Origin of the sequence: Glaciecola punicea (assembly GCF_001756615.1) — a bacterium.
Taxonomy (GTDB): Bacteria; Pseudomonadota; Gammaproteobacteria; order Enterobacterales; family Alteromonadaceae; genus Glaciecola; species Glaciecola punicea.
Genome location: NZ_LZXY01000005.1, coordinates 1 through 23,959, shown reverse-complemented (window position 1 = coordinate 23,959; position 23,959 = coordinate 1). Strand labels below are relative to the sequence as shown.

Here is a 23,959-nt window from a genome sequence, read left to right as displayed (position 1 = left end):
GTTCAATGCCCTCAGCGAAGTTGAGTTGTATTAAACAAGCGCGTTTCTACATTTTATGCGGTAATTTTTTCCACGTTACTGTATCTCTAACGTACACAGGTTCTATTTCGTTCACCGTAATCGTTGTTTTCTTTTTAAGTGCTTGTTGCGCAAAAGAAAGCATATAGGCGGCATTAGGATAAAGCACGTCTAGTGTGAAGCTCTGCAGAGCTTCACTGAAAAGTGAAGCATATGTCACAAAACCTGTGCCCGCTAGACCAATATCTGGTGGTAGGCTGCGCCAATAATCAAGAGCGTCTTGTGGCGCCACTACCACTTCTTTCATCTGCGCGCTGGCAACCCCGTCTACTATTGTAAAATGGCCCATGTACACCTCTTGCATGCGCGCATCAATCAATATTAAATGTTCAGTGCGGCCCGTTTGTGCATAAACTTGCTGCGCCATTGTGGCGAGGGTAGACACCTGCACCACAGGTAAATCAGCGCCAAAGGCTAAGCCTTGAACCGTGCTTGCCGCTATTCTTACGCCAGTAAAACTGCCGGGGCCACAGCCATAGGCAATAGCTGATAAATTAGCTGGCAACATAGAACTACGCGTTAAAATAGTATCAATCATTGGCAGTATTTTCTGACTATGCTGCTGTGGACATATTTCAAAAATACTGTCTACTGGGTCCGCTGTATGATTTTGTGACGCTGGATTTTGTGGGTTGCTGCTCACCGTGCTGCCCATTAAGGCTACACTGCAAGCTTCGGTTGCTGTGTCAATTGCTAGTATATTCATGTAATAATCTCGATTTATAATGCCATTAATAAGGTTGCTTGTGGCTAACGTTAGCTAATTGAGGATAAAAAAGCCTGCACCGTTTTTAAATCTCGTGTTTTGCGCATATCGGGCAAACTGGCAAGAAAGGTACTTGCATAAGGCTTAGTTACAAGACGGTTATCGCATATGACCAATACGCCTCGGTCTTGAAAATCTCGAATTAGCCTGCCTGCGCCTTGTTTGAGAGCGATTACCGCTTGGGGTATTTGAATGTCGAAAAATGGCGATCCACCCTGCTTTTGACAATCATCGAGTCGCGCTTTTAGCAGCGGATCATCGGGCGATGCAAACGGTAATTTATCAATCATAACGCAGAGTAAATCATCACCTTTAACGTCAACGCCTTCCCAAAATGCCCCTGTGGCAAAGAGCGCACTTTCGGGATTGGCGAGATAATCTTCTAAAATAGCCGATTTTGAGCGTTCGCCCTGCACATAAATCGGATTGTCAATGCGTTCTTTTACCAAACTTGATACTTCTCGCATCATGTAGTGACTGGTAAATAAAATAAAGCATCTGCCTTTTGCAGCTTGTATCAGGGTAATCGCCGTGTCGACCAAGGCTTGTTTTATATTCTTGCTGCTGGGCTCAGGTAAGTATCGTGGCACGCACAATATAGCTTGCTTTTGGTAGTCGAAGGGGCTGTCAAAACACAGGCTGTCTGCGTCTTGAAGTCCCATGAGTTTTTGAAAGTGGGTAAACTCGCCGTTTATGGCTAAAGTAGCCGAAGTAAACACCCAACTAGCTTCTCGCTCATTCATTACCTTTGAAAATTGTTTGGCGATACTCAAGGGCGTGAGGTGCAGCATAAGATGGTACTTTGTTGTTTCAAACCACAAGCTCACATCTTTGTGCGTGCTAATAGTAAACAAACGCAAGCGCTCAGTATTGGTGCTGATCTTTTCAAGCAAGGCGTCTAAATCTTTATCGCGGCCGCCATGAATTTTGCCCACTTCCAATAAATTTCCAAGGTAATTTAACAACTGCGTAATTTGCTCAACAACCGGTACTCGCTTCATTGCCCCTAGCCAATTCCCGCGTTCGCTGTCGCTGGGAAACTGCATGCGCAGATCCGACACCGCATATTGGCATTTTTCGGCAAACTCTGACAACTGGTTAGCGTCTTTGACACTCACTTTCTGCAGCTTTATTAAATCTTTTAGCTGATCGTTAAGCTGCCGCGTCGAGAAATTTTCGCCAAAATATTCACTGGCAATGTCAGGCACTAAGTGTGCCTCATCAAAAATAATGCAGTCGGCGGCGGGTATCAATTCACCAAAGCCCTGCTCTTTTAGCGCCAAATCGGCAAAAAATAGATGATGGTTAACAATCACCACATCGGCCTGCATGGCTTTTTGGCGCGCTTTCACTAAAAAACAGTCATCATAGTAAGAGCAGTCTTTACCAAGGCAGTTGTCAATAGTGGAAGTCACCATAGGCAGCACACGAGCGTCTTCTTTGAGGCCTTTAAGGTCGCTCATGTCGCCGGTTTGAGTGCCCACAGACCACTTTTGCACCATTTTATATTCTAATAGGGTTTCTTGTTCAATACCCCGAGTAGACAATTCGTTAAGCTTTATGCGGTGAAGGCATAAATAATTGCTGCGCCCTTTTAATAATGCCGTGTCTTTTTGTTTGTTAATGAGCTCTTTCACCAGCGGTAAGTCTCGCTTAAACAGTTGTTCTTGCAAATTTTTTGTACCGGTGGAAATAATAACTTTTTGCTGACTTTGAATTGCCGGCACTAAATAAGCGAAGGTTTTTCCCGTGCCTGTGCCTGCTTCTGCAATAAGCGCGGTTTTACTTGCAAGCGCTTGTTCTATGGCAACCGATAAATCGAGCTGCTGCTGACGAACCTGATAATCCCTAAGTACACCGGCTAACGGACCGTCTTGGGCAAAAAAATCGCTCACCTTGTTGGATAGCTGCTGCTGGGGCGAACGCTTAGCAGAGGATGATTGTTCAGGCGTCATAAGGCTAATAATAAATCTCTATACATGTTAAAAACGTCAATGATGACAAAGGTGGTTAGCTGCTATAGCCATAAGCTTAGCCGCTTGCTTGTTATCTAAACAATACTTTTTCTTGCTTAAACCAATACACACAAAAACCTAATAAGGCACCTGCTAATATTACCGATGAGCCAAATATAGCAATCAACTGCACGTAGTCCATAGTGCCTTTGACTAACTCTTTAATGGCCAGTGCCACATTTGTTAGCGGGATCCATGCCCATACGCCCTTTAATTCTATGCCCGGAATAAGAGTGACAATGATAGGTAGGAAAACCACGATCATCAGCGGGCTCATGTAACCTTGGGCCTCCTTAAATGAACGCGCATAAATAGACAAAGCCAATAATAGAGACGCAAAAGTGGCCACTACCGGAATAAGCATTAAAAACACCAGTAAAAAGTCAAACCCATCTATGGCCGAGATAAATTCAACCACCGGCCCCATTGGCATTTGCACACTTATCACAAGCGCCCAGATACCCATACTGATGACTGTTACCAGAGCCGATGTTAGGCCCGCAGTTGCAATAGTTAAAAATTTTGCCAACACAATTTTATAGCGGTCAATAGGCGACAGTAGCAGTGTTTCTAAGGTACCTCTTTCCTTTTCGCCCGCGCCTATATCGGCCGCTGGGAGCATAGCGCCCTGCAGGCACAAAATAAACATAAAGTAAGGGATAAGGCCGCCAAAAATAGCTCCTGTTTGCTCGCGTGCATCAGCTAAATTGACCTTTTGAACAATGATTGGGTCGAGCATCGCTGCTTGAATCGACTCGCTCACACCAAGGTTTGCAAAGGCATTTCGTTGGTTCATGCTTTCAATCTTGTCGGTAACTTCTTGAATACGCACTTGCACGCTGTTGAGCTGGGCATCATTTAAGACTAGTTTCAACGTTATCTGACCACTTTGGCCAACGTCATTACTGAAGTTATTGGGAATTTGCAGTACAAAGTCAACTTCATTACGGCTGATAATACCTGCCACAGTGTCTTTATCACTCAAATTGCCGCTAAGGTCTATGCGCGCTAGGCTATCGACGCTTTCAAGCGCAGCCATTAATTCTGGTGCATATTGCGCCCCGCTTACCGCATACGTTAAACTTTCGGTTTGTGAGGTCGTCATTGCTTTACCGGTAAAGTAAAACATACCACCGAAAATAAGCGGAAAGACCAGCAAAGGCAAAGCGATCATAAAAAACAAGGTTTTGCGATCGCGCAATAATTCTAGTATTTCTTTTTTAAAAATTAACCACATTAGCTTTCACTCCTGTGCAGAGCGCGCATAAAGGCCTCATGTAAATTATTGGGAGAAAGTGCTACAAAATCGGCAAGTGGCCCGTCAAAGCTGGTTAAACCGTGATCAATCACCGATATGTGGTCACATAGTTCGGTCACTTCATCTAAGTGATGAGTAGAGAAAATAACAGGGATACCTTTGTGCTTTAAATCTCGTATAAAGTCTATAACGGTTTTAGCCGCCATAATATCGAGCCCTGTTGTGGGTTCATCAAGTACCACCACGTCGGGAGAATGCACAACCGCTCGTGCGATTGAGGTTTTTTGTTTCATGCCTGTAGAAAAATTCTCGCTGCGGCGATCTAAAAAAGTGTGCATGTCGAGCTGGTCAGCAATTTCGTTTATCTTTGCTTTAATCGACGCTTCATTCATACCGTTGAGGCGACCAAAATACTCAATGTTCTCACGCCCCGTTAAGCGGCCGTATAAACCTGTAGAGCCGGATAAAAAACCTATTTTTTTACGTGCCATGACGGGGTCTGCCACCACGTCAATATCGCCGATCATAATGGATCCACTGTTGGGCTGCAGGGCAGTAGACAGCATGCGCAAGGTGGTCGTTTTACCTGCACCATTAGGACCTAGCAAACCTAATACTTGACCCTTATTACAGCGCAAACTCACATTTTTGACGGAATGAAAATAACGTCCATCTAAGCGGGGGTCTTTCTTGTCTTGCTCACTGAGTTTTTTCGGATTTTCTACTGTAAACTTCTTGGCGAGTTCTTTAATAACTATCATTCAAGTTTTCCAAATTCTTATGGTGTGTGAAGACTGCGTGAACTAAATACGCACAAGTGAAAATACAACTAATGAATGTCGGCACGTAATATTATGTGATGCAATTCATTTTAGCGAGTAATTATCTAAAAAACTGCACTTTGGACCTAAAAAAAGCCCTGCATTCAGGGTAAATCTGATAAAAAGCATGTCATAAAAAATTGCCTCTAAAGAACTGAACAATGCTTAAATCTTGTGAAGATAATTACTTCCCACCAAAATAAGCAAAAAGGAAAAAAAGGAAAAAATATTTCATACTGCAGGCGCGCAAATAAATGCGTCTTTATTGGCCCTCTGTCACTTGGTTTTCTGCTGAATATTGACATGGGCTCACCATGATTTAGACTGCTATTGAGATTCCCATTCACCTTATTCTCTCTATTACTTTGGTCAATATTTGCATAAGGTCATGGATTAACTTTAGCCAAACACGTGCATTTATCACGGCTTTTTTCCCCGCTACGTTTTTTGGATAATATTAGTCATTACCGCGTTAGGAGCCCACACGTAAATGAAGCAAAAATAGGTGTACGAGAATTATGATTGTCTACACTTGGGTCGTCATCTGCGTTTCGGCATAAAATAGCTGTCGTTGCGATAAAAAGAATCGTTTTGTTCTATTGGCGACCACTGCGGTATACCCAACAGCGGCATTGGCAAAAAGGGTCTTTTTGCGCTGATCAAATTACGTTGGCTTATGTGTGCAAATAACAAGTTATCGCATACTGCATGACGATCCGCACTGTCCTTGTTTGACTGTATTTGTGCCAGCACACTGTCAGTCACCTCTATTACGACTACCTTGGCGGTTAAGCCAACAAATGGGTTCAACAACATTTCCCATAAAGCGTGCCCAAATATGACGGGAATAATTTGGGAGTGCCATTTACACTTATTCTCAACAAACAAGCGTAACCATTCGTGCTGCTCTAGCTGGGTGTTCACCTCTTTACAATTAGTAAACAGCACCAGCCCGCATTCATCAAAGTGTGTTAACTTGTCTCGCACAGGGCTGCGTTTTTTAGCGCTCTGGTTTAGCTGTATTTGTTCGACATGCTGTTCGTTAAAATATTGTTTTGTGGTAGGAAATTGAGACCATATCAAGCCGTTAAAAAAGTCATGCCAGTTTTTCCTTGTTGGGACTTTCTTCGACTCGTATATTATTTGTTCATAAGAACGACTGTCGTTTTCAAACTCTTTATCATCAGCAAAGCTTATGGATGGCGTTTTGTGCTTCGCAGCCATTATTATATTCAAGCAGTTAGCATTGTTGCCTAATGTAGTATTCATTTGTGAGGGGCTGCCTAAGCTACCGATTACACTGTTTTCTTGAGCAAGTGATGATTTAACATAAGAAGCCAGAGTGTAAAAAGGCGCTAAGTCAGAGAGCAGAAACAAGGTTTTAAGGCTATTAATTGATGCTTCTTCGCTCGTTTCATCTTGAGAATGACGTATATTCATAGGACTTTGATGCACTCCTTTATAATAAATATTTGTGGACTTTTAATGTGGCTGATAAGGGTATAGCAACGAATAAAACCGCGATATTTTTTTCTACACAAATAAAGCAGGAAGAAGGTACAGCGAGAAATGTAATGTATAAACGCTAACACAAATAATTTGGAGGCTCGAGATAAACGAGATCTAGCGCCAGGCTGAACGAAAAAAAGCACACTAAACTTTAAAAATCGTTAATTTACCCCATCAGTTTTTTGTATTAGGCTTATAAAACAAATAAACACTTGCAATTTTCTTGTATCATGGCAAATTCGTGTTGCACAAAATAATTATCAATAATTATCAATTATCAATAATCAAACAATAATAATAAATGTAATGCGCTTCGGCCTTGGCCTAGTTCCTGCCTGTAGCAGTGGGCTTTTTTTAGGTAGATTAAAAAAGCAGCATCTAACAATAAACGGCAGAGATTTTGTACACCTTCTTTGAATAACTAACAAAAGGCAAGCATTTATATGTGTGGTATTTTCGGTATCTTAGATATCAAAACAGACGCTGGTGAGCTAAGACCAAAAGCGCTCGAGCTAGCAAAATTATTACGCCATCGCGGCCCTGATTGGTCGGGTATATGGCAAGACGAACACGCAATTTTATGCCATGAACGCTTAGCAATTGTAGATGTTGACACAGGCGCTCAACCGCTTTTAAGTGACGACGGCAATCAAATACTCGCGGTAAACGGCGAGATTTACAACCATAAAGAGCTAGCCCAAACCCACTGTGAAGGCTACGAATTTACCACTCGCTCAGACTGCGAAATTATTCTGCCCTTATACAAACGTTATGGCGTTGACTTTATTGACAAACTTGAAGGTATGTTTGCTTTCATACTATATGACAAAGCCAGTGGTGACTATTTAATAGCGCGCGATCATATGGGTATTATTCCGTTATACACGGGCTTTGACGAATTTGGTAACTTTTACGTTGCCTCAGAAATGAAAGCGTTAGTACCCGTGTGTAAAACCGTGCAAGAATTTCCTCCTGGGCACTACATGCTTAACGGAAAGCTGGTTAAGTACTATGTGCGCGACTGGATGGATTATGAAAATGTCAAAGACAACACCACCAATCTGGTAGATCTTAAGCATGCCTTTGAAAAGGCAGTAAAATCTCACTTAATGTCAGATGTGCCCTACGCTGTCCTTTTATCAGGTGGCCTTGACTCTTCATTGGTGTCGGCAGTAGCCGCTCGCTATGTGGCAAAGCGCATAGAAGACGAGGATAAAACCGATGCTTGGTGGCCACGACTGCACAGCTTTGCGGTAGGCCTTGAGGGCGCACCAGATTTAATTGCGGCGAAAAAAGTTGCTGACATGATTGGTACAGTGCACCACGAAGTGCACTTTACTATTCAAGAAGGCCTAGACGCCATTCGTGACGTTATTTATCATCTTGAAACCTTCGATACCACCACTATACGGGCCGCCACACCCATGTATTTGCTCACCCGCAAAATTAAAGCCATGGGCATAAAAATGGTCTTATCAGGAGAAGGCGCCGACGAAATTTTCGGCGGCTACCTGTATTTTCATAAAGCGCCTAACGCCAAAGAGTTACATGAAGAAACCGTGCGTAAATTAGACCGCCTACACATGTTTGACTGCGCTCGGGCCAACAAGGCAACCTCAGCGTGGGGCGTTGAAGCACGTGTGCCCTTCTTAGATAAAAACTTTCTGGATGTAGCAATGCGCCTTAACCCACAAGACAAAATGTGTATAAACGGCCGCATGGAGAAATGGATTTTGCGCAAAGCATTTGATGACAACACCTACTTGCCACCCGAAGTATTGTGGCGTCAAAAAGAACAGTTTGGCGACGGTGTAGGCTACTCATGGATTGACTCCATTCGTGAATATGTCGGCGAGAAAGTGTCAGACCAGCAGCTTGCAACGGCACATTTCAGGTTTCCCATAAACACACCCGACACCAAAGAAGGCTATCACTACCGTACGGTATTTGAGCAATTTTTCCCGCAAGAAAGCGCTGCAAAGTGCATACCCGGCGGAAAATCTATTGCATGTAGTACGGTAGAAGCTTTGGAGTGGGATGCAAGTTTCAAAGCCATGGCAGACCCTTCTGGTCGCTCAATGAAATCGGTGCATTCTGGGGAATTTAAAGGCTAGCAACGAAAAGTAAGAAAGTAAAGACATCAGAAAAAGGGGTTTCTGCAGCCAGAAGTGGATGCCCTTTCAAATACTGTCCTACTATTGATTAGGATAATACCAATAGCGAGCCTCGTCAATAGGCGTAAGTGGTGGCAGTAATGGATTGGCTAAACGGAAGTTGAGCGCGTTTTTTATATCTAATATTTCCAAAGTTTCCCCAAAGTGCTCATTAAACAACTTTTCAAAACTGCCGTCTTCTATCGCCCTATTCAGGCCCGTTTCGATGAGTCGTGACAGCGTAATATTTTGTTTGTTAGTAAAGAAATATAAGGCTGAAGGGTAGTAAAAAACAAGGTCTTTTCGCCGCTGCATGTTGACTGAGTATTGATTATCTAACTCTTGCATAACTTCAATGACCGAGCGCGGGAAAAAGTCTGCTTGCTGGGTGTTTATAAATTGCGTACTTTCAATATAGTCTCTGGCGGTAATGACGTTAAACCCATTAGCTTGGAGAATTTTAGTGTCGGGCCAGGAGATACCCTGCACGGGAGAAAACTCAAGTAGGTCTGTTATGTCATTAATCGGGGCTTCTAAAAAAGGGCTATTTTGGTGGCTTAAAAATACTCGCCAACCAATTAAGCCTCGTGTAATGGGGATACGAATAGGCCGCAGCTGCTGTTCCCGAACGGTGTCAGTCATTGACCATATTAGGTTAATATCGAGGTTCTCTTCTAAGCGTTTTAAGGCACGGGGCTGTTTCATTGGCTGTAGTGATTGTGTTAGCTCATACCTCACCCCTGTTTTTTGCAGAGCTAATTCTAATAAGGCCAATGAATAAATATCGCGTATATCACTTTCTACTTCAGATTGCGGATAAGTAATATTCCATACCGCAGAAGCGGCTTGAAAAGAGATGCCGATGTAGCAAAGCACACTCAGTATTGCTGCTACACGCGTAAATCCTTTGCATATTTTACACATGGTTATTCTACTCCGATATATTTATGCAGCTGCACGCTTAATCGCCAGTTACGCTCAATACAGGTCTTTATGGCAAGCGCGGTTGCTCGCTCCTGCTGGCTTATAGGCTGAAGGTACACCATTGGTGATTGAAACGGTGTGGCCTTAATTTGCGACTTGTCATTAAGTTCTTTAAGGGGATTTACCAAGTTTTCTTTATGCAGTAAGGCGTCTAATTCGTCTATGTGCTTTTGCATCGCAATGGGGTGTTTTATCTCGTTAGCGCGCTGCATTGCCTGTGATAAAATGGGCATGCCTGCTTTCATATTAATTTTTGGCGACACCGTCACCCATGTGTCACTGTGGCACTGCACCTCATAGGTGCCGCTAGTTTCAATTTGAGTACTAAAGCCTTTGTCGTGGGCACGTGTTGTAAACTCATTAAGATCGAACAAACACGGTTCACCGCCGGTGATTACTATATGCTTTGCGGTGTAGCCTTGCTTTTCTAATAAGGGCAAAAGATCATGACTTTGCACACTAAAATAACTGGGGGAGTCGCCCGCTTTCAAGAAAATAATATCGCTATTTACCTGGTGCTGTGGCAGTGTTTCCCAAGTGTGTTTGGTATCACACCATGGACAGCCTACAGGACAGCCTTGCAAGCGCACAAAAATAGAGGGCGTGCCGGTGAATGAACCTTCACCCTGGATGGTTTCGAATATTTCGTTTACCAACAATGTGGTCATTAATTAATATTTCCTGTAATTAAAATAAATACGATTATGCATTTAGATTTTAGCATCAATGACATAAAATCTGCACTGAAAAAACTAAAGAGTCAAAATATGAGCACAAAAAAAGTTGTTATTATCTATTCAGGCGGAATGGATTCATATACCGTACTGCACTTAGCAAAGCACGAAGGGTATGAAGTTCATGCGGTGTCATTTAATTATGGTCAGCGCCACAGTAAAGAGCTGCTTTACGCTGAAAAAGTTACTCGAAAATTTAACATTCCACATAAAATTGTTGATATATCAAGTATTAACCAGTTGATTGCAGGCTCATCATTAACCTCTAACATTGATGTACCTCAAGGCCATTACGAAGAAGCCTCTATGAAGCAAACGGTCGTGCCCAATCGTAATATGATTTTATTATCATTGGCGGTCGGCTATGCAGTATCAATTAAAGCAGAAGCGGTATATTTTGGCGCACATTCGGGGGATCATGCTATATACCCAGACTGCCGCACTGAATTTGTAAGTACCATGAATGAAGTGTGTAAAATTGCTAATTATGAGGCGGTTGAAGTGCGCGCACCTTTTTTAAAAAGCGATAAAATAGAAATATTGGCCCGCGGCTTGGCACTAAACTTAGACTACAATGACACGTGGACCTGCTATAACGGGCGTGAAAAAGCCTGCGGAAAATGCGGTGCATGCCAAGAGAGATTAGAAGCTTTTGCAGGCAATAACATGACCGATCCTTTAGAGTACGAATAGGCCGTAAAACGCAAATCTACCTTCTACATTGAGGCGGCAAGGTTTTAATAAGTACTGCGTAAAATACTCTTAGCAATTTGATGAATGATCCTTATAAGCGACTTAACATGGTTGCCCCTCAATAAAGTCGTATACGCATTTAAGTATTTACGACTCCGTGAGTATGTTAAGACAATCTCACAATTTCTTTTCTTAAGGCTTCCACATCATCACGCATTGAAGCCGCTTTTTCAAACTCTAAATCTCGTGCAAAACCAAACATTTCTTTCTCCATATCAGCCACTTTGCCCATCATTTCTTTCAGGCTTAGTCGTTTATTGGCAGACTGTTTGTCTGTTACCTTCATCAACTTGACTTTGCCCGATGCGGGATGCGCGCTACTGTCGCCTAAATCCATAATGTCAGTAATGGCTTTAATCACCTGCTGTGGTGTAATACCGTTAGCAATATTATGAGCTTCTTGCACCGCCCGTCGCCTATCGGTCTCATCGATTGCCTTGCGCATAGACTTTGTAATTTTATCGCCATAAAGTATGGCGCGCCCGTTCAAATGACGTGCCGCGCGGCCTATAGTTTGAATTAAAGACTTTTCAGCGCGCAAAAAGCCTTCTTTGTCGGCATCAAGTATAGCCACTAAAGAAACTTCGGGCATATCCAGCCCTTCCCTTAGCAAGTTTATACCCACTAGCACATCAAATTTGCCTAAGCGCAGATCTCTAATTATTTCGATTCTCTCTACGGTGTCGATATCAGAATGCAAATAACGCACTCTCACGCCTTGTTCACTCAAATACTCGGTTAAGTCTTCCGACATTCGTTTGGTGAGTGTCGTAATGAGTACTCGCTCATTCACCGCCACGCGCTTGTGTATTTCACTGAGCACATCATCTACTTGCGTCGCTACCGGCCTCACTTCTATTTGAGGATCAAGTAAGCCGGTTGGCCGCACTACCTGCTCAACAATGTCTCCCTGACATTTTTCAAGCTCAAAATTACCCGGAGTGGCAGACACGTAGATGGTTTGGGGTGAAATGTGTTCAAATTCTTCAAAGCGCAGCGGACGGTTGTCAAGGGCAGATGGCATTCTAAAGCCATATTCAACCAGTGTTTCTTTACGCGACCTATCACCTTTATACATCGCGCCAATTTGCGACACCGTTACGTGCGACTCGTCAATAAACAAAAGACCGTCTGCTGGAAAATAATCAAGCAGCGTGGGCGGCGGCTCGCCGGGCGCTCTACCCGACAAATAGCGTGAATAATTTTCAATGCCCGAGCAATAGCCAAGCTCTAACATCATTTCAATATCGAACTGAGTGCGCTGTGAAAGACGCTGCTCTTCTAGCAATTTGTGGTGTTCAAGTAAATACGCTTTTCTTTGTGTTAACTCCTCTTTTATGTGATCAACCGCCTTCACGATTTTTTCACGTGGGGTCACATAATGGGTCTTAGGAAATACAGTGGTGCGTATTACATTTTTGTCGACCGAGCCGGTTAAGGGGTCAAACAAACTGAGTTTTTCTATCTCTTCATCAAAAAGCTCTATTCTCACCGCCTGCTTTTCAGAGTCGGCGGGGAAAATATCAATAACATCGCCGCGCACACGAAAAGTGCCACGCTCAAAAGCAATATCGTTGCGTTTATACTGTAGCTCAGCCAAACGGCGCAAAATATCACGCTGGTCCATCGTGTCGCCAACACGCAGATGCAAGAGCATTTTCATGTAGCTTTGCGGATCGCCCAGACCATATATAGCCGACACTGACGCAATGATGATAACGTCTCTGCGCTCCATCAACGCTTTGGTAGCAGATAGCCTCATTTGTTCTATATGTTCATTAATAGAAGAGTCTTTTTCAATGAAGGTGTCGGTGCTAGGAACATATGCTTCAGGCTGATAATAATCATAGTAAGACACAAAGTATTCAACTGCGTTGTCTGGGAAAAACTCTTTCATTTCGCCATACAGCTGGGCCGCTAAGGTTTTGTTATGCGCCATAATTAAGGTGGGTCTTTGTACACCACTAATCACGTTGGCCATGGTAAAGGTTTTACCAGAGCCTGTTACCCCTAACAACACTTGTCCCGCTACGCCGCTTTCAAGGCCCTCAACTAAACTAGCGATTGCTTTAGGCTGATCCCCGGCTGGAGAATATTTAGCGGCAAGTTTAAAGCCTTTTGACATCATTCACCCTTGTATAATTTTCTTTGTCCGCCTGCTTTTGCAGCCCTATCTCTCGATTAAACCAATAGTACGATACCCCAGCCGCCAGAGCATTAGCCACCACACAAGCCCAAAAGAGACCCTGGAGACCGTATAAATAACTGCCAAGTGCGGTGATGGGTACGTAGCAAATGAATAAGCGGATTAAACTTAAATACATTGCGGCTAGGGGTTTATGCATTGCGTTAAACGCGCTGTTAGTCAAAATAATAATCCCTTGAAAACCATAGCCAATAGGCACAATGAGTAAGAAAAGCGTAATTTGCTGGGCCACACTTTCTTCAGCGGCAAATACAGAGGCGATGTAAGGCGCCAGTATTACCAAAATTACAAACATTAGAAACTGCCACACCAGTATAAACTTAATACACATTCGATAGGCCGTGTGTATTCGACTAAATTGATTAGCCCCAAAATTTTGACTAATAAGAGGCGGCAATGACATAGACAAAGCAAGCACCACAATGCTAGCAAGTGATTCAATTCGATTCCCCACGCCCCACGCCGCCACGGCATGCGCGCCATAACCTGCCACAATAGAGGTTACAATAGCGGCTGAAATAGGCGTCAGCATGTTTGAACCTGCAGCAGGCAAACCTATTGTTAGTACGCCTTTGGATGCCGGCACAAATTCAGACCAGCTTAGTAGTCTAGGCTCCATCAGCTCGCGTTTTACCGCCAGAAAATAGATAATCCACACTACGCACACCGTCCAAGCAATGCAGGTAGCAATCGCGGCTCCTTTTATGCCAAGCGCAGGAAAACCCAAATATCCAAAAATTAACACAGGCGTAAGCACGACGTTAATTCCGCCCCCTGCGGCCATTATAATGCTTGGTGTTTTGGTATCTCCAGAGGCTCTTAGCACTGCGTTTCCGACCATGGGAATGGCTAACAATACGCCCGCGATGTACCAAATTGACATGTAATCATATATTAATGGCAAAAGCGTTGCACTTGCACCCAGTAAGGTGAAGGTAAAGTCTATTGTGAAATAACCGGCAATGCTGAGCATGCCCACCAGTATAAATACTAGCATCAAAGAACCTGTTGCCAAGACTTTCGCGTTTGAGTCGTCGCCACTGCCAAGATACTTACCAATTACAGCAGAGGTCCCAATTCCCAAACCAATGTTGAAACTAATAATGAGAAAGGTTATCGGAAACGTAAAGCTGATAGCCGCAAGCTCATTAGTGCCGATAAGACTCACGAAGAAAGTATCGACAATACCAAACGTCATTAGCATGATCATGCCAAATATCATGGGAATTGCCATGTTAATTAAAGTCGACTTAATATCGCCTTTTAACATGTCATTTTTAGATTTTGAGCTTCTTTGAATGGACAAAACATTTATATGTATTAATAAAGACACTTTAGTTTGCCCCATTCATTCGCGTAAAAATAGCAATATCTTTTTAAAATATTTTCGCCTTCCATTAATGTTCACTAAACGAGCAGGCGCTGCTTACTAAAAGCACAGCAATATATGCTAGAAAAATACCAAACAGGCTGAAATTAGCGCGTCAATAACATGGCGACCTTAAAATAAATTCCTTGTCAATAAAATTAACACACAGGCCATCACTTTCTTTCATATTAGACATACAGAAAAGTTTTGCCGCATCTTATTAGAATTATAGATTACTGTTTAATATAGACTTTACTGAAAAATAAGAAATATATTAAAGTTTATATTGACAACTTTTGCTATTTCAAAATTAAATTGATTCACAAGTATCAACAGACTTATCCACAGAAAATGTTGATAACTGGCTGTGACTGAATGCTGGCGCTTAATGTATCCCTTTTTACGCCAAATTATGTTAGTTGTTACTAACCCTGCGCACCATTTCAACATGTTATACCGCCTCGAACCACTGTACATAAAATCAGTTACCAAACAATTTTTTATGCTTTATTAGAATAAACTTGGTGCATGACTGCCATTTTTGGAATAGTTTTAATTTTCAACAATTTCTGTTTTATTGGCAAACAGATTGATTAATCAAGCAACACTGTCTATATTTTGGCTTAGCAGATTAAAAGTACAAATTTCTATTATTCCAAAAATAATTGAAAAACTTTGTTGACAGCAAAGGCAATCGTCTTTAACATCCGCATCCGTTAAAAGGCAGGTCCCCCTTAGCTCAGTTGGTAGAGCGACGGACTGTTAATCCGCAGGTCCCCCGTTCGAGCCGGGGAGGGGGAGCCACTTTTAATGCACAAAATGCGCTAATCATTATCACGAAAATCTTTCTTTTGACTCAAGCGTTTATGATTCCCCCTTAGCTCAGTTGGTAGAGCGACGGACTGTTAATCCGCAGGTCCCCCGTTCGAGCCGGGGAGGGGGAGCCACTTCAAATATGCGAAATACGCTTTCGTACACACACTTTGACATCAATCACATTTAAATCGCTTATCCTTACTTTTTCTGTGTTGTTTAATCGCTTGTAACAGGCGATAATTGAAACTAGTACATACAATATTAGTAATAGTGTCGTTTTGTCATTCGCAAACATACAAAACCCTACTACTTACCGATATTCGATGACTTCTTTAAACAATCGCTATGATCAATTTTATTTATACTGGGCGAGTAAATTTCTGATATGACAGACTTACTTTTACTGCTGCTTGGCACCGTACTGGTTAACAACTTTGTTTTGGTGCAATTTCTAGGGTTGTGCCCTTTTATGGGTGTGTCTGGAAAGCTCGAGACGGCCATAGGCATGTCAATGGCAACTACTTTCGTGCTTACACTGGCATCACTTTCAAGCTATTTGGTTGAAACTTACATTCTAGTGCCATTAGGCATTGACTACTTGCGTACCCTTAGTTTCATTTTAGTGATAGCGGTTGTAGTCCAATTCACTGAAATGGTGGTGCGAAAAACAAGCCCCACTTTGTACCGATTGCTAGGTATATTTTTACCGCTTATTACGACAAATTGCGCGGTGTTAGGCGTAGCCTTACTAAACACAACCAAGCAACACAACTTTCTTGAATCTATCGTGTACGGATTTGGCGCCGCTGCAGGCTTTTCATTCGTGCTGGTGCTATTTGCGGCCATGCGCGAACGTTTAGCGGCGGCAGATGTCCCTGTGCCATTCAAAGGAGCTTCAATCGCCATGATAACCGCAGGCTTAATGTCATTAGCCTTTATGGGTTTTTCAGGGCTAGTTAAATGACAGCTACCTTAATCGCATTAGCCATAGTGGCATTTATAGCGCTTATTTTGGGCGCAGGCTTAGGCTATGCGTCTATTCGCTTTAAAGTACAAAGCGATCCATTAGTCGAACAAATTGACAGCATACTGCCGCAAACTCAATGTGGGCAATGTGGTTATCCGGGCTGTCGCCCATACGCTGAGGCTATCGCCAACGGTGATGAAATAAACAAATGTCCGCCAGGTGGCGAGTCGACCATAAAAAATCTAGCCGAGCTTATGGGGGTTGAAGTAAAACCCTTAGACGGTGCTCATGGGGTCGAAGCCATAAAAAAAGTCGCGTTTATCCGCGAAGACGAATGCATTGGCTGCACTAAATGTATTCAAGCATGTCCAGTCGACGCCATTGTAGGCGCTGCTAAACAAATGCACACCGTTATTATAGACGAATGCACAGGCTGCGATCTATGCGTAGACCCCTGTCCGGTAGACTGCATTGATATGATCCCGCTGCATGAAAGTACCAGCAACTGGAAATGGGATTTCAGCCAAACGCAAGTGGGTGATATACCCGTAAGACAATCGCTATGAAGGGGTTTGCTAGCTTTGACACCGTATTAGAAAGACTGTCGGTTGGCCGCCTTTGGGATTTTCCCGGTGGTGTTCACCCTGCTCAAGAAAAATCATTGTCAAATAAAGAGGTGATAAAAAACCTTCCGCTGCCTGAGTATGTTTACGTCCCTATAAAGCAGCACATAGGCGTAGACAGTGAGCTTTTAGTCACTCTAGGTGACAAAGTACTTAAAGGACAGGCGCTCACGGCCAGCGAAAATCCATATGCCGTGCCGGTGCACGCGTCGTCTTCAGGCCTGATTACCGCGATTGGTGAACATCCTGCTGCACACCCGTCAGGCTTACCCGAGATGACCGTAACAATTACATTAGACGGTAAGGACGATGCGATTGCCACGCAAGGCATTAGCCAATACAAAGAAGCCAGTAAACACGATATTATTAGTGCAATTTGTAATGCAGGCATAAGTGGCCTTGGCGGCGCAGGGTTTCCTACCCACATAAAATCAAATACCATCAAACCGGTAGAATTTTTGATTATTAACGGAATAGAGTGTGAACCTTATATTTCAGCCGACGACCGCTTAATGCGCGAGCATGCATGGCAAATTAGGCAAGGAATCGATATTCTTCACCACCTAATAAAACCCAAACGCGTCATTATTGCCATAGAGGATAATAAACCAGAAGCCTTGGAAACGATGTCTATTGCCTGCCAGCAACAAAGTGAATACCACGTTGTTAGTGTGCCTACTAAGTATCCAGCAGGCGGCGAAAGACAGCTTATTCAAGTACTTACATCTCGCGAGGTACCCAGCGATGGCTTACCCATAGACATTGGCTGCGTAATGTACAATGTTGGTACCTGCTTCGCCGTTGCCGACGCTATCATAGAGGGCAAAGCCCTCACCCAGCGAGTGGTTACTGTAACGGGTAAAGCGATTGATAAGCCACAAAACGTATGGGCAAAAATTGGCACGCCGGTCAGCCATTTATTAGAAAACAGCGCCTTTGACGTAAACAAGCAAGCGTATCCTCGCATCATTATGGGCGGCCCAATGATGGGCTTTACCCTTGCATCAGCTAAAATCCCCATTGTAAAAATCACTAACTGTATTTTGGCCCCTGCTGCCAAAGAACTGCCTAGCGTTGAAGATGAACGAGGCTGCATTCGCTGCTCAGCTTGCGCAGATGCTTGTCCAGTATCGTTGCTACCACAGCAGCTGTTTTGGTATAGTAAAGCGAAAGACTATGATGTTGCCCAAGAATATGACTTGTTTGATTGTATTGAGTGTGGCGCCTGCGCGTATGTGTGCCCAAGTGAAATACCGCTAGTACACTATTACCGTCAAGCTAAAGGCGACATTCGCGCACAGCTACATGAAAAAGAACAGGCAGAAAAAGCGCGTATTCGGTTTGAAGCGAGGCAGCAACGCCTAGAAAGTGAAAAACAAGCGCGAGAAGAAAAACATCGCTTGGCCGCCCAAGCCAGAACCAAAGCCTTAAACAGCAACGGCGGTGCTAAAGATAAAATTGCCGCAGCGCTGGCAAGGGCTAAAGCCAAAAAATCAGCCCAACTGCAACCTAGCGAAGATAGCGTAAACGACGGTGCATCAGTAAACGCAAATAAAGTGAAATTGTCGCCTAGCGAGACAGCCTCGGCCACTAAAGCGGAGGCAAAAAATGACTAAGCTGCAGGTTGCTAGCTCGCCTCATCACCACAATCAACGAGACACTGGCGCCGTTATGCGCTTAGTCGTGTATGCCGCCATTCCGGGTATTGCTGTGCAAACCTATATGTTTGGCTACGGTGTGCTAGTACAGCTTGTATTGGCGGTAGTGACAGCTGTGGTAACCGAAGTGGTGATATTAGAGATCCGCAAAAAGAACACCGAACGCGCAGTTAAAGATTATAGCGCATTACTGTGCGGTCTTTTGCTCGCCATTAGCATTCCACCCCTGGCACCTTGGTGGATAATTGTTATCGGCACGTTTTTCTCCATTGCCATCGTAAAACAGCTGTATGGAGGCCTTGGCTTTAATTTGTTCAATCCCGCTATGGCTGGCTACGTGATGTTGCTTATTTCATTCCCCGTACAAATGACAGCTTGGCTGCCACCGGTAAGTCTAACGATTCAAAACGTGGGGATTTGGGACACCATACATACTATTTTTACCGGTTACACAGCCACCGGCTTCAGTATTGCGCAGCTTCAAGCCACCGTTGATGGCGCCACAATGGCCACACCGCTTGACCATATAAAGACAGCGCTTAGTGAAGGTTACATTATCTCAGAAGGCTTAAACAACAAGATATTCAATGCCAGCATGGGCGTAGGCTGGGCACCCGTTTCTTTTGCGTATTTAATAGGCGGCTTGGTGCTCATAAAAGCGAAAGTTATTAACTGGCACATTCCCGCAAGTATGATCATTGCGGCCATGGCCGTTAGCGCAGTGCTGTCTATTTATGATATGAGTACGCACGCCTCACCTTGGTTTCATTTAGTCAATGGCAGTTTAATTGTAGGGGCATTCTTTATTGCAACTGACCCTGTTTCAGCCTCTACTACTAACCGCGGCAGAATAGTTTTTGGCGCACTTATAGGCTTTTGGATTATCGTTATACGCACTTGGGGCGGGTATCCTGATGCCATCGCGTTTGCCGTTGTGCTAATGAATTTAGCGGTGCCATTAATTGACTACTACACCAAACCACGCACCTATGGTCACCAAAATAAAGTAAGAAATATGGCGAAGCCTTCACCCGCAAAAAAATCGCAGCAAGGTGATAAATGAACAATACAGTGCTAAGAAACGGGCTTATTTTGGGTGGCTTTGCTTTGGTCACCACCAGTATAATTGCGCTTACCTTTAGCTTTACTGCGCAGCGAATAGAAGCCGCAAAAGAAAGGCAGTTATTGACTACTTTAAACCAAGTTGTTGCGCCATCTATGCACGACAATGAGTTACACACCGACTGCATTGAGGTCCAAGCTAACGAATTACTTGGCAACAAGCCGCAGCGAGTGTATCGATCTCGTCAAGGCGATGCCAATACCGCGCTAATAATTGAAACTACCGCGCCCAACGGATACAGCGGGGCGATAGATATAGTCGTGGCTATAGACTTACAAAATACTGTGTTAGCAGCGCGTGTGGTAAACCACAAAGAGACTCCGGGGCTGGGCGACAAAATAGAGCTAAGAGTGAGCGATTGGATATTAAGTTTTTCCAATGTTGTTTATGATGAGCAGCGTGACGATCGCTGGGGCGTTAAAAAAGACGGTGGCCAGTTTGATCAATTTACCGGCGCCACCATTACGCCGCGTGCGGTTGTAGAGGCAATTAAAAACGCGGCTATTTATGGCCAAAATAACATACAAACACTGTTTGCCTTGCCGGCTAACTGCAAAACAGACTCATCGAAAATAATTGCAGTGGCGTCTGCTAAGGGCATGCCTAGTGACTAACGAATACAAAGAGCTTACTTTACAAGGCTTATGGAAAAACAATCCCGCAATAGTTCAGCTTTTAGGACTTTGTCCTTTATTGGCCGTGTCTGGAACGGTTGTAAATGCCTTAGGCCTTGGAATAGCCACCACCCTTGTGCTGCTAGGTTCAAACATAACGGTGTCGCTGGTCAGAAATATTGTGCCCAACGAAATACGCATTCCAATTTTCGTGATGGTTATTGCCTCTTTTGTGACCGTTATAGAGCTGCTCATGCACGCTTTTACCTTTGGCCTATATCAGGTGTTAGGTATATTCATTCCTTTAATTGTGACCAACTGCGCGATTATTGGCAGAGCTGAGGCTTATGCATCTAAACATTCGGTTAAATTTGCGGCTTACGATGGCTTAATGATGGGCACCGGATTTACCTTGATTTTAGTCCTGCTGGGCGCTATACGTGAAATTTTAGGCTTGGGCACCTTATTCTCGGGCGCTGAATTGTTACTGGGCAACTGGGCTAGCGACTTAACCATTGTGGTTTACCAAACCGATGCCAACTTCCTGTTAGCTATTTTACCGCCTGGTGCTTTTTTAGGCCTTGGATTTATTATTGCAGCGAAAAATATTATCGACCAAGTCATTAAGGACAGAACCCAAGTTAAAGATAAAAAGGTGGTACAGCGCGCTCGCGTTACTGGAACCGACATATAAAATATGAATAAGACAAAAAGATACGAAATACTAACGCGTCTGCGCGACGACAATCCACATCCCACCACCGAACTCAATTTTTCTAGCCCGTTTGAACTGCTCATTGCCGTTATTTTATCTGCGCAATCGACAGACGTGGGCGTGAATAAGGCCACTGATAAACTTTACCCGCTTGCCAATACGCCTGCGGCTATTTATGCCTTAGGCCTAGAGGGTCTAAAAGAATACATAAAAACAATTGGGCTTTTCAATGCCAAAGCCAAAAATGTGATTGAAACTTGCCGCATATTAGTGCATCAGCACAATAGTATTGTACCGGCAAATCGTGAGGCCTTAGAGGCGCTTCCTGGCGTTGGCCGCAAAACCGCAAATGTGGTATTAAATACTGCGTTTGGCTGGCCTACCATAGCCGTAGACACGCATATATATCGGGTTAGCAATCGCACCAAGTTGGCCATGGGTAAAACAGTTGAGAAAGTTGAAGATAAACTCATTAAAGTGATACCCGCTGAATTTAAAATAGATGTACATCACTGGCTTATTTTACATGGCCGCTACACCTGCATTGCTCGCAAACCTCGCTGCGGCTCATGTCTTATTAAAGATTTGTGTGAGTATAAAGACAAAGTAGAGTAGCCTTAACATCCTGCGAAGCAGCCACTAGCCTAAGAGTACTATACTGTTGCTAATTATAGGCTTTTTTTATAAAAGGTTTAGCCATCATTAATTTAGCATTACGCCTTATTAAGTGTTATTAAGTGTTATTGCGCATTATTGCGCATTATTGCTAAGTGCGGAGGGTATTGTTTAACTCAAAAAGCTCTATACTATAAACCATAGCGTATACTTTCATCTTTTTATCTTTTGTAAGTGAGTAAAATGACAGCATTAGCACAGCGTTTTAGGGGGTATTTCCCCGTAATAATTGATGTAGAAACGGGCGGATTTAATGCTCAGACCGATGCCCTACTTGAAATTGCGGCAATCACGCTTAAGCAGGATGAAAACGGCATATTCAGCCCCAACACATGCTTTCACGAGCATGTAATTCCGTTTGAAGACGCCAATATCGAAAAAGCAGCCATCGAGTTTAATGGCATTGATCCCTTTTGTGCCTTACGCGGTGCCAAACCCGAAAACGAAGTAATAAAAGATTTGTGTCAGCATATTCGTAAAGCACAAAAAGAGGCTGACTGCCAGCGCAGTGTAATCGTGGCTCACAACGCTACGTTTGATCAAAGTTTCGTAAATGCCGCCATTGTTAGGCAAAATATTAAGCGTACTCCCTTTCACCCTTTTGTGTCGTTTGATACTACTACGCTGGCGGCGCTTACCCTTGGCCAAACAGTATTGATAAAGGCCTGTGAGGCGGCAAAAATTGAATTTAAACAGTCAGAAGCACACAGTGCGCTGTATGATACACAAAAAACAGCGGAGCTATTTTGCTTTGTGCTAAACCGGTATCAAGCACTAGGTGGCTGGCCGCTTAGTGAAGAAACTTAGGGCTACGCTTCAAACTTTAGCTTAAACGACTTTATTCGCGCTTATCAGAAGCCTGTGCTGATAAATGCGAAACATCACATAGTAATGGTACGTCTGCTATATTATGTTTATTTATTTTTGTGACGCAGGTGTTTTGAATATCGGCGCTGTTTAAAACCCCAGTCGGAAGTTTGAGTATTTCGGTTAAAATACAGCGAACAACTAAACCATGCGTCATCACCAGCAGTTCGCCTTCGTTACTTTTTGCTACATTAATCACATTCTGCCAGGCCAAACCCACTCGCACAACAAAGTCTCGATGAGACTCCCCTGATGGTGGCTTAAAATTTAACGCAAAAATATCGTTGGGAATATCGCGGTAGGCCACGCCGCGCAAATCGCCAAAATTTCTTTCACGCAGTAGCTTACTGCTTAACATTACAGTCTTTTCATGCCGATGTAGCGCTAACGCAGTTGCCCTTGCACGTGCATAATCACTGCTGAGTATAGTGGATATGGGTAAGTGTAAATAGGCTTGTGCAAATTCCTTAGCTTGGCGCTCACCGTCAACAGACAAAGGAGTATCAGGTAATTGCACTATGCGCTTTGCGTTACCGTCGGTTTGCGCATGTCTTACGAGATATATCCACATGTATGCTTGTGTTCCTTATGATATTAACTATGCGCAAAGAGCGTCTTTACGTGTGTCTTCGTAATTGTCCAAAGTGCATACTTTTTGTCAGCATACTCACGTCTTACTTGTCGTTACTGTAATGACGCTTTTGTCATTACAGTAAAAGTTTACTGAAATTAAATCAAATAAAAGGACCTTATAATGATTTAATTAAATGAAAAACAATTAGAACAGGTTAACGGCGCAGGCGCAGTGCACCACAGCGTTGGCTGTGCTATTAAAAAAACGCCACTGGACAAAAGATGAAACGCCCGCAAGGTCTATTAACATTGATGCGATTAAGCCATAGACAGACGAATACAAAATTCATGGAAAAAACGCTTGCCTTTGTTGTGAATAGAAACTATTATCATTTGTAACAGTATTAGACGCACAGCCTGTTGTGCATTTTTCACGAGAAATATAAATGTTTGTATGCTTATGCCACGGAATTACCGACACACAAATTGAAAACATTGTGCGCGCTGAAGGTGTCGGCAATATGCGTGAACTGAAAAACGCATTAGGCGTGGGCTCACAGTGCGGAAGCTGCATAAACATGGCACAAAACATAATCGATACCACTATCATGGACTACAGCATGTTTAAAGATGTGGGTTAATTGTCGCCCGTCAATACGAATAAAGTATAACAACAAAAAAG

21 protein-coding genes and 2 tRNA genes are annotated in these 23,959 nt (G+C 43.4%); 13 read left to right on the top strand and 10 right to left on the bottom strand.

Annotation, left to right across the window (positions count from 1 at the left end; all coding sequences use genetic code 11):
• Positions 1–46: 46 nt before the first annotated feature.
• The 5 genes from tsaB to BAE46_RS07750 form a co-directional block, all read right to left on the bottom strand.
• Positions 47–784, bottom strand: coding sequence for a tRNA (adenosine(37)-N6)-threonylcarbamoyltransferase complex dimerization subunit type 1 TsaB (tsaB, locus tag BAE46_RS07770; RefSeq protein ID WP_006003156.1), 738 nt, complete (start codon positions 782–784; stop codon positions 47–49).
• Positions 785–834: 50 nt separating this feature from the next.
• Positions 835–2,799, bottom strand: coding sequence for a DNA repair helicase YoaA (gene yoaA, locus BAE46_RS07765; RefSeq protein WP_006003155.1), 1,965 nt, complete (start codon positions 2,797–2,799; stop codon positions 835–837).
• A gap of 91 nt (positions 2,800–2,890) precedes the next feature.
• Positions 2,891–4,096 (bottom strand): ABC transporter permease, encoded by a 1,206-nt coding sequence (locus BAE46_RS07760; protein ID WP_006003153.1) that lies wholly within the window; start codon positions 4,094–4,096, stop codon positions 2,891–2,893.
• Entirely contained in the window at positions 4,096–4,878 is a 783-nt protein-coding gene (locus BAE46_RS07755) for an ABC transporter ATP-binding protein (protein WP_006003151.1), read from the bottom strand. The genes BAE46_RS07760 and BAE46_RS07755 overlap by 1 nt, the downstream gene beginning before the upstream one ends.
• A gap of 600 nt (positions 4,879–5,478) precedes the next feature.
• A complete protein-coding gene (locus tag BAE46_RS07750) occupies positions 5,479–6,378 on the bottom strand; it encodes a DUF3025 domain-containing protein (protein WP_070112278.1) in 900 nt (299 codons plus the stop codon).
• 512 nt (positions 6,379–6,890) lie between these two features.
• Here BAE46_RS07750 and asnB point away from each other — a divergent pair.
• Positions 6,891–8,561 carry an asparagine synthase B gene (gene asnB, locus BAE46_RS07745; RefSeq protein WP_006003144.1) on the top strand — a complete coding sequence of 557 codons (1,671 nt, stop codon included), beginning with the start codon at positions 6,891–6,893 and terminating at the stop codon, positions 8,559–8,561.
• A gap of 81 nt (positions 8,562–8,642) precedes the next feature.
• Here the strand turns inward: asnB and BAE46_RS07740 are convergent, their stop codons facing one another.
• Positions 8,643–9,524 carry a hypothetical protein gene (locus tag BAE46_RS07740; protein ID WP_006003143.1) on the bottom strand — a complete coding sequence of 294 codons (882 nt, stop codon included), beginning with the start codon at positions 9,522–9,524 and terminating at the stop codon, positions 8,643–8,645.
• Between the two features lie 2 nt (positions 9,525–9,526).
• The gene (gene queE, locus BAE46_RS07735) at positions 9,527–10,252 is read right to left on the bottom strand and encodes a 7-carboxy-7-deazaguanine synthase QueE (RefSeq protein WP_006003141.1); all 726 of its coding nucleotides are present in this window, start codon (positions 10,250–10,252) and stop codon (positions 9,527–9,529) included.
• A gap of 36 nt (positions 10,253–10,288) precedes the next feature.
• On the opposite strand from queE, the gene queC reads away from it, so the two are divergent.
• Positions 10,289–11,011 (top strand): 7-cyano-7-deazaguanine synthase QueC, encoded by a 723-nt coding sequence (gene queC, locus BAE46_RS07730; protein ID WP_141567197.1) that lies wholly within the window; start codon positions 10,289–10,291, stop codon positions 11,009–11,011.
• Between the two features lie 166 nt (positions 11,012–11,177).
• Here the strand turns inward: queC and uvrB are convergent, their stop codons facing one another.
• Together uvrB and BAE46_RS07720 are read right to left on the bottom strand one after the other, a co-directional pair.
• Positions 11,178–13,196, bottom strand: coding sequence for an excinuclease ABC subunit UvrB (uvrB, locus tag BAE46_RS07725; RefSeq protein WP_070112357.1), 2,019 nt, complete (start codon positions 13,194–13,196; stop codon positions 11,178–11,180).
• Positions 13,180–14,583 (bottom strand): MATE family efflux transporter, encoded by a 1,404-nt coding sequence (locus tag BAE46_RS07720; protein WP_483299609.1) that lies wholly within the window; start codon positions 14,581–14,583, stop codon positions 13,180–13,182. The genes uvrB and BAE46_RS07720 overlap by 17 nt, the downstream gene beginning before the upstream one ends.
• 791 nt (positions 14,584–15,374) lie before the next feature.
• Here BAE46_RS07720 and BAE46_RS07710 point away from each other — a divergent pair.
• From BAE46_RS07710 to rnt, 10 genes are all read left to right on the top strand, one after another.
• A tRNA-Asn gene (locus BAE46_RS07710) sits at positions 15,375–15,450 on the top strand.
• 67 nt (positions 15,451–15,517) lie between these two features.
• Positions 15,518–15,593, top strand: a tRNA-Asn gene (locus BAE46_RS07705).
• 254 nt (positions 15,594–15,847) lie between these two features.
• Entirely contained in the window at positions 15,848–16,426 is a 579-nt protein-coding gene (gene rsxA, locus BAE46_RS07700; protein WP_070112274.1) for an electron transport complex subunit RsxA, read from the top strand.
• Positions 16,423–16,995, top strand: coding sequence for an electron transport complex subunit RsxB (gene rsxB, locus BAE46_RS07695; protein WP_070112272.1), 573 nt, complete (start codon positions 16,423–16,425; stop codon positions 16,993–16,995). Before rsxA ends, rsxB begins: the two co-directional genes overlap by 4 nt.
• Positions 16,992–18,668, top strand: a complete 1,677-nt coding sequence (gene rsxC, locus BAE46_RS07690; RefSeq protein WP_070112271.1) for an electron transport complex subunit RsxC — start codon at positions 16,992–16,994, stop codon at positions 18,666–18,668. Before rsxB ends, rsxC begins: the two co-directional genes overlap by 4 nt.
• Positions 18,661–19,773 carry an electron transport complex subunit RsxD gene (gene rsxD / locus BAE46_RS07685; RefSeq protein ID WP_070112269.1) on the top strand — a complete coding sequence of 371 codons (1,113 nt, stop codon included), beginning with the start codon at positions 18,661–18,663 and terminating at the stop codon, positions 19,771–19,773. Before rsxC ends, rsxD begins: the two co-directional genes overlap by 8 nt.
• Positions 19,770–20,447: an electron transport complex subunit RsxG gene (gene rsxG, locus BAE46_RS07680; protein WP_006003126.1), complete on the top strand. Its 678-nt coding sequence runs from the start codon at positions 19,770–19,772 to the stop codon at positions 20,445–20,447. The genes rsxD and rsxG overlap by 4 nt, the downstream gene beginning before the upstream one ends.
• Entirely contained in the window at positions 20,440–21,141 is a 702-nt protein-coding gene (locus tag BAE46_RS07675) for an electron transport complex subunit E (RefSeq protein WP_070112268.1), read from the top strand. The genes rsxG and BAE46_RS07675 overlap by 8 nt, the downstream gene beginning before the upstream one ends.
• Before the next feature lie 3 nt (positions 21,142–21,144).
• The gene (gene nth, locus BAE46_RS07670; RefSeq protein WP_070112266.1) at positions 21,145–21,777 is read left to right on the top strand and encodes an endonuclease III; all 633 of its coding nucleotides are present in this window, start codon (positions 21,145–21,147) and stop codon (positions 21,775–21,777) included.
• A gap of 243 nt (positions 21,778–22,020) precedes the next feature.
• The gene (rnt, locus tag BAE46_RS07665) at positions 22,021–22,644 is read left to right on the top strand and encodes a ribonuclease T (protein WP_070112264.1); all 624 of its coding nucleotides are present in this window, start codon (positions 22,021–22,023) and stop codon (positions 22,642–22,644) included.
• Between the two features lie 31 nt (positions 22,645–22,675).
• Here rnt and BAE46_RS07660 read toward each other — a convergent pair whose 3' ends face one another.
• Positions 22,676–23,275, bottom strand: a complete 600-nt coding sequence (locus BAE46_RS07660; protein ID WP_006003120.1) for a histidine phosphatase family protein — start codon at positions 23,273–23,275, stop codon at positions 22,676–22,678.
• 448 nt (positions 23,276–23,723) lie between these two features.
• On the opposite strand from BAE46_RS07660, the gene BAE46_RS07655 reads away from it, so the two are divergent.
• Entirely contained in the window at positions 23,724–23,918 is a 195-nt protein-coding gene (locus BAE46_RS07655) for a bacterioferritin-associated ferredoxin (RefSeq protein ID WP_006003114.1), read from the top strand.
• Positions 23,919–23,959: the final 41 nt, after the last annotated feature.

What these genes read in the sequence shown, in the direction of transcription:
- BAE46_RS07760 (WP_006003153.1), bottom strand. Translation starts at nt 4,096, where the DNA reads ATGTGGTTAATTTTTAAAAAAGAAATACTAGAATTATTGCGCGATCGC.
- yoaA (WP_006003155.1), bottom strand. Translation starts at nt 2,799, where the DNA reads ATGACGCCTGAACAATCATCCTCTGCTAAGCGTTCGCCCCAGCAGCAG.
- rsxB (WP_070112272.1), top strand. Translation starts at nt 16,423, where the DNA reads ATGACAGCTACCTTAATCGCATTAGCCATAGTGGCATTTATAGCGCTT.
- BAE46_RS07750 (WP_070112278.1), bottom strand. Translation starts at nt 6,378, where the DNA reads ATGAATATACGTCATTCTCAAGATGAAACGAGCGAAGAAGCATCAATT.
- BAE46_RS07660 (WP_006003120.1), bottom strand. Translation starts at nt 23,275, where the DNA reads ATGTGGATATATCTCGTAAGACATGCGCAAACCGACGGTAACGCAAAG.
- rnt (WP_070112264.1), top strand. Translation starts at nt 22,021, where the DNA reads ATGACAGCATTAGCACAGCGTTTTAGGGGGTATTTCCCCGTAATAATT.
- BAE46_RS07655 (WP_006003114.1), top strand. Translation starts at nt 23,724, where the DNA reads ATGTTTGTATGCTTATGCCACGGAATTACCGACACACAAATTGAAAAC.
- queE (WP_006003141.1), bottom strand. Translation starts at nt 10,252, where the DNA reads ATGACCACATTGTTGGTAAACGAAATATTCGAAACCATCCAGGGTGAA.
- rsxG (WP_006003126.1), top strand. Translation starts at nt 19,770, where the DNA reads ATGAACAATACAGTGCTAAGAAACGGGCTTATTTTGGGTGGCTTTGCT.
- BAE46_RS07755 (WP_006003151.1), bottom strand. Translation starts at nt 4,878, where the DNA reads ATGATAGTTATTAAAGAACTCGCCAAGAAGTTTACAGTAGAAAATCCG.
- rsxC (WP_070112271.1), top strand. Translation starts at nt 16,992, where the DNA reads ATGAAGGGGTTTGCTAGCTTTGACACCGTATTAGAAAGACTGTCGGTT.
- queC (WP_141567197.1), top strand. Translation starts at nt 10,289, where the DNA reads ATGCATTTAGATTTTAGCATCAATGACATAAAATCTGCACTGAAAAAA.
- asnB (WP_006003144.1), top strand. Translation starts at nt 6,891, where the DNA reads ATGTGTGGTATTTTCGGTATCTTAGATATCAAAACAGACGCTGGTGAG.
- rsxA (WP_070112274.1), top strand. Translation starts at nt 15,848, where the DNA reads ATGACAGACTTACTTTTACTGCTGCTTGGCACCGTACTGGTTAACAAC.
- rsxD (WP_070112269.1), top strand. Translation starts at nt 18,661, where the DNA reads ATGACTAAGCTGCAGGTTGCTAGCTCGCCTCATCACCACAATCAACGA.
- tsaB (WP_006003156.1), bottom strand. Translation starts at nt 784, where the DNA reads ATGAATATACTAGCAATTGACACAGCAACCGAAGCTTGCAGTGTAGCC.
- BAE46_RS07740 (WP_006003143.1), bottom strand. Translation starts at nt 9,524, where the DNA reads ATGTGTAAAATATGCAAAGGATTTACGCGTGTAGCAGCAATACTGAGT.
- uvrB (WP_070112357.1), bottom strand. Translation starts at nt 13,196, where the DNA reads ATGTCAAAAGGCTTTAAACTTGCCGCTAAATATTCTCCAGCCGGGGAT.
- nth (WP_070112266.1), top strand. Translation starts at nt 21,145, where the DNA reads ATGAATAAGACAAAAAGATACGAAATACTAACGCGTCTGCGCGACGAC.